General features: G+C 72.1%; 8 protein-coding genes and 1 tRNA gene. 5 read left to right on the top strand and 4 right to left on the bottom strand.

Annotation, left to right across the window (positions count from 1 at the left end; translation table 11 throughout):
* Nucleotides 1-46 precede the first annotated feature (46 nt).
* Together rlmB and ABZV34_RS05665 are read left to right on the top strand one after the other, a co-directional pair.
* Nucleotides 47-988 (top strand): 23S rRNA (guanosine(2251)-2'-O)-methyltransferase RlmB, encoded by a 942-nt coding sequence (rlmB, locus tag ABZV34_RS05670; RefSeq protein ID WP_356271604.1) that lies wholly within the window; start codon nucleotides 47-49, stop codon nucleotides 986-988.
* A gap of 123 nt (nucleotides 989-1,111) precedes the next feature.
* Nucleotides 1,112-2,866 carry a DoxX family membrane protein gene (locus ABZV34_RS05665; RefSeq protein ID WP_356271802.1) on the top strand — a complete coding sequence of 585 codons (1,755 nt, stop codon included), beginning with the start codon at nucleotides 1,112-1,114 and terminating at the stop codon, nucleotides 2,864-2,866.
* 76 nt (nucleotides 2,867-2,942) lie between these two features.
* Here ABZV34_RS05665 and ABZV34_RS05660 read toward each other — a convergent pair whose 3' ends face one another.
* From ABZV34_RS05660 to ugpC, 3 genes are all read right to left on the bottom strand, one after another.
* Nucleotides 2,943-3,674 carry a nucleotidyltransferase family protein gene (locus ABZV34_RS05660; protein ID WP_356271602.1) on the bottom strand — a complete coding sequence of 244 codons (732 nt, stop codon included), beginning with the start codon at nucleotides 3,672-3,674 and terminating at the stop codon, nucleotides 2,943-2,945.
* Between the two features lie 116 nt (nucleotides 3,675-3,790).
* Nucleotides 3,791-4,240: a hypothetical protein gene (locus ABZV34_RS05655; protein WP_266699987.1), complete on the bottom strand. Its 450-nt coding sequence runs from the start codon at nucleotides 4,238-4,240 to the stop codon at nucleotides 3,791-3,793.
* Nucleotides 4,241-4,468: 228 nt separating this feature from the next.
* The gene (gene ugpC, locus ABZV34_RS05650) at nucleotides 4,469-5,605 is read right to left on the bottom strand and encodes a sn-glycerol-3-phosphate ABC transporter ATP-binding protein UgpC (protein WP_356271600.1); all 1,137 of its coding nucleotides are present in this window, start codon (nucleotides 5,603-5,605) and stop codon (nucleotides 4,469-4,471) included.
* A gap of 250 nt (nucleotides 5,606-5,855) precedes the next feature.
* Between ugpC and ABZV34_RS05645 the strand changes: the two genes are divergently transcribed.
* The 3 genes from ABZV34_RS05645 to fxsT all read left to right on the top strand — a co-directional run bounded on the left by ABZV34_RS05645 (nucleotide 5,856) and on the right by fxsT (nucleotide 12,446).
* Nucleotides 5,856-5,929, top strand: a tRNA-Thr gene (locus tag ABZV34_RS05645).
* An 804-nt stretch (nucleotides 5,930-6,733) separates the two neighbouring features.
* Nucleotides 6,734-8,155 (top strand): hypothetical protein, encoded by a 1,422-nt coding sequence (locus ABZV34_RS05640; RefSeq protein ID WP_356271598.1) that lies wholly within the window; start codon nucleotides 6,734-6,736, stop codon nucleotides 8,153-8,155.
* A gap of 397 nt (nucleotides 8,156-8,552) precedes the next feature.
* Nucleotides 8,553-12,446 carry an FxSxx-COOH system tetratricopeptide repeat protein gene (fxsT, locus tag ABZV34_RS05635; RefSeq protein ID WP_356271596.1) on the top strand — a complete coding sequence of 1,298 codons (3,894 nt, stop codon included), beginning with the start codon at nucleotides 8,553-8,555 and terminating at the stop codon, nucleotides 12,444-12,446.
* A gap of 39 nt (nucleotides 12,447-12,485) precedes the next feature.
* On the opposite strand, the gene ABZV34_RS05630 is transcribed toward fxsT, so the two are convergent.
* On the bottom strand, nucleotides 12,486-14,306 hold the full coding sequence (locus ABZV34_RS05630; protein ID WP_356271594.1) for an HEXXH motif domain-containing protein: 1,821 nt from the start codon (nucleotides 14,304-14,306) through the stop codon (nucleotides 12,486-12,488).
* Nucleotides 14,307-14,310 lie beyond the last annotated feature (4 nt).

Raw genomic sequence — 14,310 nt, 5'->3', positions numbered from 1 at the left:
ACGTGCACGCGAAGCGTCTGCACACCTCACACAGAACAGGTAGGTCATGGCCGCTAACAACCGCCGCATGTCCGGCAAGAAGGGCGCGCAGGTCGGCAGTGGCGGCCAGCGACGCCGGGGCCTGGAGGGCAAGGGCCCGACCCCGCCCGCCGAGGCGCGCAAGGGACACAAGAAGAACCGCATCGCCAACGTCAAGGCGAAGCAGACCGCCCGCCGTCCCGCGCCGCGCGGGCGTGGCGGCAAGGGCACGTCCGAGATGGTCGTCGGGCGCAACCCCGTGGTCGAGGCGCTGCGCGAGGGCGTGCCGGCGACGATGCTGTACGTGCAGCAGTTCATCGACAACGACGAGCGGGTGCGGGAGGCCCTCCAGCTCGCGGGCGAGCGCGGTGGCATCCACCTCATGGAGGCTCCGCGTCCGGAGCTGGACCGCATGACCAACGGGCTCAACCACCAGGGTCTCGTCCTGCAGGTCCCGCCCTACGAGTACGCGCACCCGGAGGACCTCGCCGCCGCCGCGTACGACGAGGGCCAGGACCCGCTGATCGTCGCGCTCGACGGGGTGACCGACCCGAGGAACCTGGGCGCCGTGGTCCGCTCCACCTCCGCCTTCGGCGGTCACGGTGTCGTCGTGCCCGAGCGGCGCGCGGCCGGGATGACCGCTGGTGCCTGGAAGTCCTCGGCCGGTGCCGCCGCCCGTACGCCCGTCGCGCGCGCTGCCAACCTGACGCGGGCCCTGGAGTCGTACAAGAAGGCCGGGCTCGTCGTCGTCGGGCTCGCCGCGGACGGCGAGGTCGAGGTCGGTGACCTGGAAGCCCTCGGCGGCCCCGTCGTCATCGTCGTCGGCAGCGAGGGCAAGGGGCTGTCCCGGCTCGTCGGGGAGACCTGCGACTTCCGGGTGCGGATTCCGATGCCGGGCGGCGCGGAGTCGCTGAACGCCGGTGTCGCGGCGGGCGTCGTGCTGTACGAGGCGGCACGGCGACGCGCCTGACCAGACGTGCGCGCGGCCACCTCCGTGGGGTGACCGGGTCGGTCCGGACGGCCTTGACGCGGTCCGGACAGATCAGCGGGGTCAAAGCAGTGTCCTAAACACACGTCACTCGGTTAGATGAGTGTGGACACCAGAACACCCCGCACACCCACGGGGGACCGCTCGTCGGGATTCGACGACACTCCCGCGCTGAGCATGGTGAAGGTGCCGAGCGATCCGGCGCAGGTCATCGTCAATCATGCGAGCTTCCGCGTGCAGCTGGGCGCTGCGTCGCGGCCCCAATCCTCGCGCCTCGCACGGCACTTGAGCGCCGGTGGCGCCCCCGCGCGGATGCCCGCCGGCGGTACGGCGGGCAGAGCGGGCGCGGCCGGCCAGGGCGCCGCCGGTACCCGTCGCCGGGCGCCCCTCGTCTGGAGCGGGAAGTCCGCGCCCGACGACACCGGCGCGCACCGACTGCTGCAGGCCGTGCGGAGCACGAGTGTCGGTCATGGCGGGGCGGCCCCGGTGGGCGACGCCGGCGCGACGCAGGTCATCCCGCGCTACGACGAACGCCACGGCTACGAGGGCGACGTGACCGTCGAGACGGTCGAGACGCCGCTCGTCGGCAGCCAGCGCACCGGCTCGTCCGGCCTCGACTCCGGCCGGACCGGAGGCCCCTCCCTCGCCGGCGAGGGCCGACTGCTGCCGAACATGCGCAGCGTCGACAGCGCGTACGACGAACCGCGCTACGGCGGCGGGGAGTTCGCGGACGGCGAGGGTGACGACGCCTACGCCTACTCCTACGGCTACGAGGACGAGGCGGCCGAACTGCCGGTCCGACGGCAGTCCACGGACTCGCTGCGGCAGGGGTACTACCCGGGCCGCAGGATGAACCTCGGCGTGGTGCTGCTTCCGCTCCGCGTCTTCCTCGGGTTCATCTCCATGTACGCCGGCATGGGCAAGCTGTGCGATCCCGTCTACTTCGACGGCGGCAAGCGCGGCTCCATGGTGAAGTGGCTGAACACGCTGCACCCCTGGGAAGTCGCCGAGCCGCTGCGGCAGTTCGCGCTCCAGCACCCGGTCGGCTCCGGACTCGTCATCGCCTTCCTCCAGGTCATCGTGGGCGTGCTCACGGTGCTCGGCCTGTGGCAGCGGGTCGCCGCGGTGGTCGGCGCGATGCTGTCGGCCGCGCTCATCTTGACCGTCAGCTGGAAGACCGTCCCCGCGTACGACGCGCCGGACATCATCTACCTCGCCGCCTGGTCCCCGTTGATCATCGCGGGTGCCCCCGTCTACTCGGTGGACGGACGGCTGGCGGGCGAGGCCTGGCGCACTCTCGGGCCGCGCGCCGAGATCTGGGACCTGCGCGCGCGGGTGCTGCGCCGCGGCGCGGTGGTCTCGGCCGTCGTCATCGGGCTCACGCTGCTGGTCGGCTCGCTGCTGGGCGGCGCGGTCCGTGACGCCGACCGGGTGGTCGTGCCGGGACCGGGCGAGGCTCCGCGCAACGAACTGCCGGGCTCTCCGCTTCCCCAGGAGCCCGGCACGCCCCAACGGAAGACCAGCACCCCGTCGGCCTCCGCGAAGGTGCCCACCCACGACGGTTCCTCGTCGCCGTCGGGCGCGGCCGTGACGCCGGGCGCGACCCACGAGACGGGCGGCACGGTCAGCAGCGGACCCAGCCAGACGCAGGGCGGCGGTCAGGCGCCCCCGCAGCACTCCGCGCCGGTGCACCAGGCCCCCAGTACGAGCGCGGGTCCGACGTCCACCGGTGGCAGCGGCGGTGGCACCGCGAGCGGTGGCTCCACGGGCGCCGGTACGGGCGGTACGTCCGGTGGTTCGAGCTCCGGCGGCGGGACGACCGGCGGCTCGGACAAACTGGTCGGCGGCCTGCTCGGCTAGTGCCGCGGCGGTACGACGACGGGGCCCCGCACTTCCGAGGTGCGGGGCCCCGTCGTCATGTGTGCCGTGAGGCCGCTCAGCGCCCGAGTGCGGCGAGTTCCTTGGCGGCCTCCGTGAGGTCCTTCGCCGTGTCGATCGCGCGCCAGTAGGCGCCCTGCGGGAGGGAGAAGCCGGCGAGACGGCGTTCACGGGCCAGGTGCGGGAACGTGGTGCGCTCGTGGTCGCCGCGCTCGGGGAGCAGACCGGCGAACTCGGCGGAGAAGACGTAGACGCCCGCGTTGATCTCGTAGGTGGTCGGCGGTGACTCGATGAAGTCCGTCACACGGCCGAAGTCGTCCGTCTCGACGGCGCCCCACGGGATGCGGGGGCGGGCGAGGGCGAGGGTGGCGACGGCGTCACGCTCGGTGTGGAAGTCCGCCATGTCGCGCAGCGAGAAACGGGTCCAGATGTCGCCGTTGGTCGCGTACCAGGGCTGTTCCGGGTGGGGGAGGTGCGCGGCGGCGTACTTGAGACCGCCGCCCCGGCCCAGGGGTTCCTTCTCCACGACGGTTATGACGTTGACCGGAAGGCGCGCCGAGTCCAGCCAGTCCTGGAGGACCTCGGCGAGGTGGCCGCAGGAGACGACGACGTCGGTCACGCCCTCTTCGGCGAGCCAGGTCAGCTGATGGCCGATGATCGGGGTCCCGGTGCCGGGGATCTCGACCATCGGCTTGGGCCGGTCGTCGGTGTAGGGACGCAGTCGGGAGCCCTGACCACCGGCCAGGACAACGGCTTGAACGGGGCGCGACGCGGCGTTCGGATCGGTCATGCCCGAACTGTACGTGGCGCCCCGCTGGTGGTTTCTGTCGGCAACCGTTCCCTTAAGCAGCTGTTACCTGGCGGGCGGGAAGGGGCCGTTCCGGCCTCGGACGAGGCCCCGCGGGTTCAGAGGTGCGTGGCCGCGACCCCCGATGCGAAGGATGTGTCGCAGACGGGGCGCGCGAACGCCTGGGCGCGTGTCGGGCCGTACGCGCGGACCGCGGCGCGGCCGAGGGCGCGGGCGATGGAGACGCAGTGCTTCGCGAGCGACGGGCGGCCGTTCACCGCCTCCTGGAGGTGGGTGAGGGCGGTGCCCGGGTCCTTCTCCTGGAGTTCGAGCAGGAGCCGGTCGCGCAGGACGTCCTGCGGGGCGCGGGAGACGGCACGCGAGGAGACGTCCGAGGAGGAGGCGGTGAGCACCGACTCCGAGGAGTTCCCCGACCAGTTGACTCGGGTGACCGCGAGGGTCCCGGAGAGCACCAGGACGACAGGCAGAACGAGGGCGAGGGTGCGGCCGATCCGGCGGGCGGGGCCACGGCCACGCCGGGTCCGTTGGTTAGTGGTGGAGTGCTTCACGCGAGTGAGGGTAGCGCGGGGTGATGATTTGGCGACATTTAGTCACCGGTTCGGGGGACGGGGAAGTGATGGTTTCCAGGTGGCGCGTTGACGTACACGTATCGAAATGACCGTCTTGCCGGGGTATTTGTCGACAACGACGAGGGCCCCGCAGCCTGCTGCGGGGCCCTCGTCGTCAACTTGGGTGAATTCACCCGCTCCGGGGGTGTCGGAGCCGTGCGGGTTGCCTCAGTCGGAGAGGCGCTCGCCCGTGGAGGTCGAGAACACGTGGGTCTCGCCCGGACGCGGCACGACGTGCAGCGTGGCGCCCTTGTCCGGAACGGCGCGGCCGTTGACGCGGACGACCAGGTCGGTGACGACGTCGTCGACCTTGGCGCTGCCGTAGACGTAACCGTCGGCGCCGAGCTCCTCGACGACGTTCACCGAGACGGCGAGGCCGGCCGGGGCGTCCTCGGTGTCCTTCGACAGCGACTTGGCGGCTTCGCCGTTGTGCTCGACGATGTCGAAGTGCTCGGGGCGGACACCGACCGTGACCGTGCGGTCGCCCTTGTCCGCGGCGGCCTTCAGGGCCTCACGGTTGACCGGCACGACGGAGTTGCCGAACTTCACGCCGCCGTCGGTGATCGGGACCTCGACGAGGTTCATGGCCGGGGAGCCGATGAACCCGGCGACGAAGAGGTTCGCGGGGCGGTCGTACATGTTGCGCGGCGAGTCGACCTGCTGGAGCAGACCGTCCTTGAGCACGGCGACCCGGTCGCCCATGGTCATGGCCTCGACCTGGTCGTGGGTGACGTACACCGTGGTGATGCCGAGGCGGCGCTGGAGCGAGGCGATCTGCGTACGGGTGGAGACGCGGAGCTTGGCGTCGAGGTTCGACAGCGGCTCGTCCATGAGGAAGACCTGGGGCTCGCGCACGATGGCACGGCCCATCGCGACACGCTGGCGCTGACCGCCGGAGAGGGCCTTCGGCTTGCGGCCGAGGTACTCGGTGAGGTCGAGGATCTTCGCCGCGTCCTCGACCTTCTGGCGGATCTCGGCCTTGTTGACGCCGGCGATCTTGAGCGCGAAACCCATGTTGTCGGCGACGGTCATGTGCGGGTACAGCGCGTAGTTCTGGAACACCATGGCGATGTCCCGGTCCTTGGGCGGCAGGTGCGTGACGTCGCGGTCACCGATGTGGATGGAGCCGGCGTTGACGTCCTCGAGGCCCGCGAGCATGCGCAGGGAGGTGGACTTTCCGCAGCCGGAGGGACCGACGAGGACGAGGAACTCGCCGTCCGCGACGTCGAGCTCGAGCTGGTCGACGGCGGGCTTGTCGCCACCCGGGTAGATGCGGGTCGCCTTGTTGAACGAGACAGTGGCCATGGTGAGGGGCCCCCTTCACCGGCAGGAACGTGCCGGACGATCCGTTGTAAAGGTGGTGTCCACCGCGAAACTCCGCGGTGGGTGTAGTCCACAGGAGTGAACTGGTTTCTGGACGGTACCCGCGGTTCACGTGGTCTGTCAGTACCCGCAGCCCTGTGAACTTCGCGATAATTTTCGACAGGGGCCCGCTGTGACGTGGGTACACTGCACGGGCACGCACGCGGCAGGCACGTCGCACGCGCGCGTGCAGGCCTCCTTAGCTCAGCTGGTCAGAGCGCCGCTCTTGTAAAGCGAAGGTCGTCGGTTCGAATCCGACAGGGGGCTCCGCCGCTCACCAGCGCCCACGCCCCCGCGATCTTGGACCGTGGGGGCGTTGACGGCAGTCTTTGACGGAAGTCCCGCTTACCGGCGCCGTGTGGGCAGCCGGCCCATGGGGGGTGCGAGCGGACCTGCGGGAGTCCGGCGCACTCTGACGACGTCCCGGGCAGTGCACGGGCACGCGGGTCTCGGCTCCGGATCGCCGTCGGCGGTCCAGGGCGGCGACCCGCCGTCCGTGGCCCCACCCGCCGGCACGGTCCTCACCGAGTAGGCACTGCTCCCCGGTCGGAGGGCAAGCCGCCCGTGGCCACGAGCCCCGGCCTGGCGGACAGCACACCTGCCGCTCTCAGGCCGCCGGCGGACAGGCGGTCGGCCATGCCGGTCCATCCGATCGCGGCCGCTTGGCCGGCGCCGCGAACTGCCGGGACCAGGGCGAGACGGTGCGGCGACTCCTCCCGTACGAGGTGTGCCACCACCGCCGCGGCGGCGGTGCCGTCGGGTCCGGCTTCCGTCCTGGCGTGGCGAGAGGAGCCGTCCGGCGGACAGTCCCGCGGGCAGCTCGCGCAAGGCTTCGGAAACGTCCGGAGAAGTCGTGGCGCGGAAGCTATTGCCCGGGTGTGACAGCGAGTTGACGATCCCGGCCCCGGGAAGGGACATCCGGCGCCGATGCCCGTGCTTTTCGCTGCCATGCCCTGTGGTGCGGCCTTACCCTGTTGGGCACCATCAGGGAGCCGCGCCAGCTGTGTGGAGGTATACGGGGTGAAAGGGCGCAGTCCGGATCGGGTCCGCAACGAGCTCATCGTCTCCATCGTGGACGCACTGCAGAACTCGGCCACGGTGAGCCAGGCCGGCAGCCGTGAGGTCTGGCGGGAGATGCTGGCCGGAGAGCTGGCCTCGGCCGTGGAACCCTTCGGCGGGGACCGGCTGCGGCCCTGGCTGCTGCAGGTGGTGAAGGCGTGCACCGATGTCGGTGACGGCCTGGCCTGTCTGGTGCGGTCGCTGGAGTACGTGGAGCAGCAGTCGGCGACGGTCGTGGAGCTGTGGCCGCTCGTGGACGAGTGGGAGGCCGTCGACTTCTTCAACAACGCGGATCTCGGCCATCTGCGGCCCGTCCTGCTGTCGATGGGGTCCTCGGACCTGGCCGTCATGGCACGCCGTTCCAGCCGGTCCCGGGTGCAGGAGCTGCCCGCGTGGTGCCGGACGGGATGGCAGGTCTTCCTGCGGCTGGCGGGTGAGAACTCCCCGGCCGGTGAACTCCCGCCCAGCATGGCCTTCCTCGCGCTGTCGGCCGACCGGCTGGTGGAGGACGGCCAGACGGAGGGCGCCGAGGTGCTGCGCCGCTTCAACCGCGGCCAGGCCGCGGCTCTGGGCGTGGAGAGTGTGCTGGCGGAGCGGCAGCAGGCGGACTTCCCGCATCCCCCGCCGTCCCTCGTCCCCGCCTATCTCATGATCCAGTTCGAGCCCGACCGGATCGAGGCGGACCACTACTACCTGTCGTACTGGCGGCAGTCCGACTCCGAGGGCTGGCACCCCGTGCGCGGCGAGACCGCCCATCTGGGCCGGGAGGAGCTCCCGGGCGCGGTGGAGCGGCTGATCGAGGAGGCCGAGGAGAAGTGGGCCGATCTGCGGCAGCCGGTGATCCTCGAGTTCATACTGCCGTGGGAGCTGCTCAACGAGCCGGTGGAGTGGTGGTCGAAGGAGTCCGGCTCCGGGTCCCCGACCCCGCTGGTCCTGGACTATCCGGTGGTGGTGCGCAGCATCGAGCGGTTGCAGCGCGCCGCCTGGCACCGGCCCTGGCACCACAAGTGGCGGCAGCTGCGCGAGCGCCCGGCGGACAGCCATCCGTACTGGAGCAGTCCGGAACGGGACGGGGCGTACTTCTTCCACCTGGAGCGCGAGCTGAAGGAGGACCAGCACGCGGTGTGCCTGGTGCTCAGCCGGCCGCCGGGCGACGAGTCGGGCACCGGCCGCCGTGAGGTCCTGGCGGGGCTGCGGGCCGGGGTGCCCGCGATGATCTGGCACCGCAGCGACTGCGCGGACCCCAAGTTCAAGGACGCCATCGGCGAGATCCTGCAGGACCGGGGGCTGGGCAGTCTGGCGGAACGGGTCGGGGAGTGGCGCAGGGAGGCGCTGGCCCTCGGCCCCGCGGCCTGGGACGGGCACGTCGGTCGCCATCTGGCCATTCTGCTCGACGATCCCGAGCGCAAGCCGAGCCCGCCCGGACCGGTGTAGGACGTCATGCCCCCACCGCCCGCAAGGGGCCTCCGGCCGGCACGCGGAGGCGGGTACCCCGTGGTCTTGCACGGACCATCGCCGGGTGCCACGCTGGTGCCGAGACAGACTCACCGGCTGTCCACAGGGGGCGGGTTCCGCCGAACGGGTGGGTGCCGCCCGGTCTTTGAGTTTTCATCAGTCCTGCCGCCCCCTGTGGCCTGCCGTCTTGCACCGCACGCAGACCACTGCCAGGCTTGGCACGTGGATGTCACGCATGCCCGCGGACTGCGGGACTCCTCCTCGGTGCTCCCTCCGTCGTCGGGCATGACCGGACGCTCTGAGGGCGCTTATGCAGCGTGACGACGGCCCACGACCACCATCGGCGAGGGCTTCTGGCGACGTGTCACCGTGCGCGGTGGCGCATGCTCTGCGGGGCCTGGAGCGGGCCGGGTCCGCGGACCGTCCGTCCGTCCTGCTCGTCGTCGACGACTATGTGAGCATGCGGATCTGGGACGAGACGGTCGACCGCCTGGCGGAGGAGCTCGCCGCCCAGGAGCCGTCCGGCCCGGTCACGCGCTTACGGCTGCTGGGCTCCGACGACACCGAGCCGGGCCGGATCCGGCTTGAGCACCTTCCCCCGCCCGTGGGTGAACACCGGGTGGTGCTGGTCCTGACCGACGGTCTGGCGGCGGGCTGGCGGTCCGACGCGGTGCTGCCGCTGCTGAGGGAACTCGGCCGTTCCGAACCCCTCGCGGTGCTCCACCTGCTGCCGCAACGGCTCTGGTTCCGCACCGGCCTCGACGTGCACCGCATGCGACTGAAGTCCGTTCGTCCCTGGGCGCCGAACGACTCCCTGCGATGGGAACTGCGCACCTCCCCGCTCGAACCCGTGGACGACGATCCGGCGGCGCGCTCCGGCGTGGTGCCGGTGCCCGTCCTGGAGCGGACCGACCACTCGCTCTCCGACTGGGCCGACCTGGTGGCGGACCGGGCCGGGGACTGGGTGGAGATGTCGGGCGTCCGGGCCCGGGACTGGAAGCGGCGGCCGGACGCCGCCCGCGCCGTCCCGTGGGTCGACGACGTTCCCGATCCCGCCAGCGCGGTGCCGCCGTGGGAGCGCGTCTCGGAGTTCCGGGCCGCCGCGTCGCCCACCGCGTTCGCCCTGGCCACCCGTCTGGCGGCGGCTCCTCTGACGCTGTCCGTGATGAGCGCCCTGACCGCCTCGGTGCCCGGCGCGGGACCGGCCCACCTCACCGAGCTGCTGATGAGCGGCCTGGTGCGGCCGGCGGGCGCGGAGACCGAGCGTGCGGCCGAGATGGTCTTCGCGTTCGGTCCGAACATCCGCCAGGAGTTACTGGCGTTGGCCCGCCGCCGGGACACCGTCCGGGTGCTGCACGACGTACGGGTGCTGATGGCGGCCGCCCCGGAGGAATCCGAGCCGGTCCTGCCCGGCCCGGACGAACCCGTCGAGGCGACCGGTGTGCCGCCCGTGACCGCACGCAACGTGGCGTTCCTGCGCGTCGAACTGACCGCGCTGCGCGCCCTGTCCGGACGATTCCTGCCCCGGGCCGAGCGTCTCGCGCGGGCTCTGCGCGCGTACGACCGGCAGAACACCGTCGACCTGGGCAAGGACGCGGGCACCCGCGAACGGCCCCGGCCCCGGCCCCCCGCCGGCCGGGACGCCGCGGACGCCCCGAGGGGGCCCGAGACAACTTCAGAAGGAGCCACGACCATGGCCACCACGCAGCAGCCCACGGTGGAGAACGCGCGTTCGGCGCAGCCGCGCATCTGGGGGAACATCCCTCCGCGCAATCCCAACTTCACCGGCCGTGTGGACCTTCTTGAACAGTTGAGCGAGCGCCTGCGGCGGGAGGGCACGACCACCGTGCTGCCCGAGGCGATCCACGGCATGGGCGGGGTCGGCAAGACCCAGCTGGCGATCGAGTACGCCTACCGCCACCAGTCGGAGTACGACATCGTCTGGTGGATCCCCGCCGAGCGCCCCGGCCAGATCGGCCAGGCCCTGGTGGAACTCGCCCAGCGGCTCGGTCTGGGCACCAGCGCCGAGGCCAACATCGCCGGGCCCGCGGTGCGCGAGGCGCTGCGCGAGGGCCGGCCGTACTCCCGCTGGCTGCTGATCTTCGACAACGCCGACAGCCCGGAACGCGTCCGGGACTACTTCCCCACGGGCGGCAGCGGCACCATCCTCGTCACCTCCCGCAACCGCCGCTGGAGCGTGGTGGGCCCCTCGCTCGAGGTGGACGTGTTCACCCGAGAGGAGAGCAAGCAGCTGCTGCGCCGTACCAGCGCCTACGGCGAGGAACTCACGGACGCCGACGCGAACCTCCTCGCCGACGCGCTCGGCGACCTGCCGCTCGCCCTGGAGCAGGCCGCGGCCTGGCGTGCGGAGACCGGGATGCCGGTGTCGGAGTACCTGCGGTTGTTCGAGCACAAGCGCAACGAGCTGCTGGAGGTCTCCCCGCCGCCGGACTACCAGCTTCCGGTCGCGGCTGCGTGGAACGTCTCCCTCGACCACCTGGAGACCCGCAGCCTCACCGCCCTGCGGCTGCTCCAGCTCTGTTCCTTCTTCGCGCCGGACCCCATCTCCCGCTCCATCTTCTCCGGCCTCGGCGGCAGCAGCATCGACACCGAACTCGACCGCGCCCTCAACGACCCCATGCGGCTCGCGCGTGCCATACGGGAGATCAACCGCTATTCGCTCGCCCGTATCGACCACCGCACGAACTCGATCGAGATGCACCGCCTGGTCCAGGCGGTGCTGATCAACCGTATGACGCCCGAGGAGCAGAACCGCATGCGCAACGGCGCCCACACGTTGTTGGCCGCCGCCGACCCCAAGGGGCCCAACCAGGCGGCCAACTGGCCGCGCTACGCCGAGTTGTACGGCCATGTCATCGCGTCGGGCGCCATCGAGTCCGATCAGCCGTGGGTGCGCGAGCTCGTCATGAACGTCGCCAAGTATCTCTGGTACTGGGGCGACCACAAGGTCGCCCGCGAGTTCTCCGAGCAGGCCTGGCAGGTCTGGCAGCGGCTGTTCGGCGCGGAGGACCAGCAGACCCGGCTGATGGGCTGGTGGCTGGGGTTCGTCTACCTGAAGGTGGGCAGCCACGACGAAGCCGCCCGGCTGGTGGCCCAGCTCAAGGACGTCTACGGCCGCACCGCGCCGCCGGACCGGGAGGACACCCGCGAGGACGCGCTGGAGACGATCAACCTGGAAGCCGCGGTACGCCGGGTGGAGGGCGACTTCGCCGCCGGGGCGGAACTGGACGAGATGGCCTACGACCGGGCCCGGCGGGCCTTCGGCGAGGACGACCCCACCACGCTGGCCAGGGCCCACAACCTCGGGGTGAGCCTGCGGCTGGTCGGTGACTTCCATCGCGCGCTGGAACTCGACCACCACACGCACGCGATGAAGATGCGGCTCTACGGCCGGGACCACACGCAGTCGCTGATGACCGAGGCGAGCATCTCCATCGACGTACGGGAGACCGGCGACTACGTCGGCGCCCGGTCCCTGCAACAGGCGGTCGTCGACGGCTACCAGGCCGTCCTCGGGCCCGGCAATCCGGCGACCCTGCAGACTGTCCGGCAGCTGAGCGAGGCCTGCCGCAAGGAGGGCGACCACGCCACCGCGCTGGAGCTGGCGCGCGAGACGTTCAACCAGTTCACCCGGCGCTACGGCGACACCCACCCGGACGCCCTGATGGCCGCGCTCGCCCTGTCGGTGGCGCTGCGGCACAACGGCGAGCTGGAAGCGGCCCGGGACCGCGGCGAGAAGGCGTGCGACCGGTTCCGCAAGATCTTCCGGCCCGACCATCCGCACGTCCTGGCCGCCGACATCGACCTCGCGGTGACGCTGCGGCTGCTGGGCCGCGTGGAGGAGGCCAGGGAACGGGACGAGGCGGCGCTGCGGTCACTGACCGAACGCCTGGGTGAGGGGCATCCCACGGCGCTGGCCTGCGCCATCAACCTGGCGAGCGACCTGATCGCGCTGGGGCGGACCGACGAGGCGCGGGAACTGGACGAGAAGACGCTGGAGCTGTGCCGGACCCGGCTGGGCCAGGACCACCCCACCACGCTGGTGTGCGCGGCGAACGTCGCTCTCGACCTCATCGCTGTCGGCTCGGTGTCCGAGGGCGAGGAACTGCGCGCGGACACCTTGGAGCGCATGAAGCGCGTCCTGGACGAACCCCGCCTGCGTGCCTCCCAGCTCACCCCCCACCCCGCCAGTGAGCAGACCCGGGCGGGCGAACGCGCCAACTGCGACATCGACCCGATGCCTTTGTGACGCGGTACGGCACCGGTTCGGGGGCCTGAGCCCCCGCGGTCAGGCCGGTCCGGGCAGGGCCGAGCCGAGCCAGGCGGCGAGCCGTACCGGGTCCGGGGGCGAGTCCGTGGCGCGCGACAGGGCCAGCTGGACCGCCCGCACCCGTTCGGGACGGCGGCACAGCAGCCGGGCCGCCGCCGGGTCCGTGCCCGCCCCTGCCAGGGCCCGTCCCAGGCCGGCCCAGGCTCCGACCCGGCCGGGCTCGACGCCCAGGTGCGCCACGTACGCGTGCCGGGCGGCCGTCGCGTCACCCGCGGCGAGCAGGGCGTCGCCGGAGAGGGCCCCGGTGACCCGGGCCGCGGTCTTCTCGGACTCCTCGGGGGACTGCCGGTCGTCGTCCATGTCGCCGAGGCGGTGGCGGACCAGCATCGCCAGGCTGTCCAGCCAGCGGGCGGAAGGGTCCGGTACGACGTCGGGCTCGGCCGCCAGAGCGGCGGGCGGTCCGTCCGCCCCGTCCAGCCAGGCCCGTACGGCCTCGTCCACCGCCGCCGCGGGGGGCCGCAGATGGTGAGCCCGCCAGCGGGCCGCGTGGTCGGCCGCGCACATCAGGGCCAGGGCGAGCGGCTCCTCGGGGACCGGCTCGTCCAGCCAGTGCGCGCAGCGGTCGCGCAGTGTGGCCGACAGCTCGGCTCCCAGCCGTGTGAGGTGCCGATGGCGGTGCACCTGTTCCAGTGCCGCCGCCACATGCGTCCGCCACAGGGCGAACTCGAAGTGCGCCATGGCGTCCCGGCCGCCCGCGGCCTGTCGGCGGGTGGCCCAGAAGTGGGTGATCCCCATGAACGCGTAGATGCCCTGGAGCAGTCCGGGCAGTGGCCTCGGATCGTCGCGCCAGGGCGCGTACCACAGCTCCGTACCGCCGTCGGCGTCGCGGCTCAGGAGCGGCGTCAGGTGCAGCAGCCCGCCCAGTTTGGTGTGCTGGAACTCGTGCACCAGCGTCACGGCCAGCTGGACGGCGTCGTCCGGTTCCGAGACCTGGATGCCGCCGAAGGCATCCCCTGATGTCACACTGCGCGGCCGAAACCTTTCCCTCGCGGGGGTGGGACTGAGCGAGAACACGCCCCGCCGCATGGCTTCGGCGGTCCCGGGCTGCTCCCGCAGCAGTACCGCCCAGGCGCGCGTCAGCATCTCCCGCCACTGTGTCGCGGCCTCCTCGGAGAGCGGACGCGGCTCGGTCGGCCGTGGATACGTCCGGTACGGGTCCACGTCGTCCAGGGCCACTTCGAGCCGTGACCCGGCCGGTCCCACCGCGAGCCGGCGCACCGCGTGCCAGCCCGGTCCCGGCGAGCCGGGCGGGGGCACGGCGACCGTCGCCCCGGGAGCTTCCACCACGGCGCGTCCGGTCTCGCTCCGCACCGTGGCCGTCGTCCACGGGCCGGTCGCGGGCACCACCGCGCAGCCGAGCGTCGGCAGCGGCACCTTGCCCCGCCGCACCGGCACCTCGATGGTGAAGTCCAGACCCGCGCGCAGCGCCGCCGCGGCGGCGAGGGCGGAGGCGTGTCCGAGCTCCACCCACAGCGGCGGCTCCTCGGCCGCCGCCGCCCCGCGCAGCCGGCGCAGCGCCCCGGCCAGCCACATGCCCGTCTGCGGGTACATCAGCACGTCGTCGACGACGGAGGGGGCGCGAACCTGCGCCCGGCTGAGGAGGTCCCAGGCGGGACCGAGGTCGGTGGCGTCGTCGAGAGTCCGCAACAGCAGCAGACGGCGGCTTCGTTCGGCGCGGAGGAGAAGATCCAGGGTGACTGGTCCCCCCTCGCCGCGGGACAGCTCGGCGAGGCTGTCGGGCGGCAGGACATGATGAGGCAGGGACGGCTCAGGACTCATGGGC

It is taken from the genome of Streptomyces sp. NPDC005195, from assembly GCF_040608315.1.
Classification (GTDB): Bacteria; Actinomycetota; Actinomycetes; order Streptomycetales; family Streptomycetaceae; genus Streptomyces; species Streptomyces kaempferi.
Note: the sequence above shows the minus strand (reverse complement) of the source record. Positions and strands in the feature narration are given on the sequence as shown.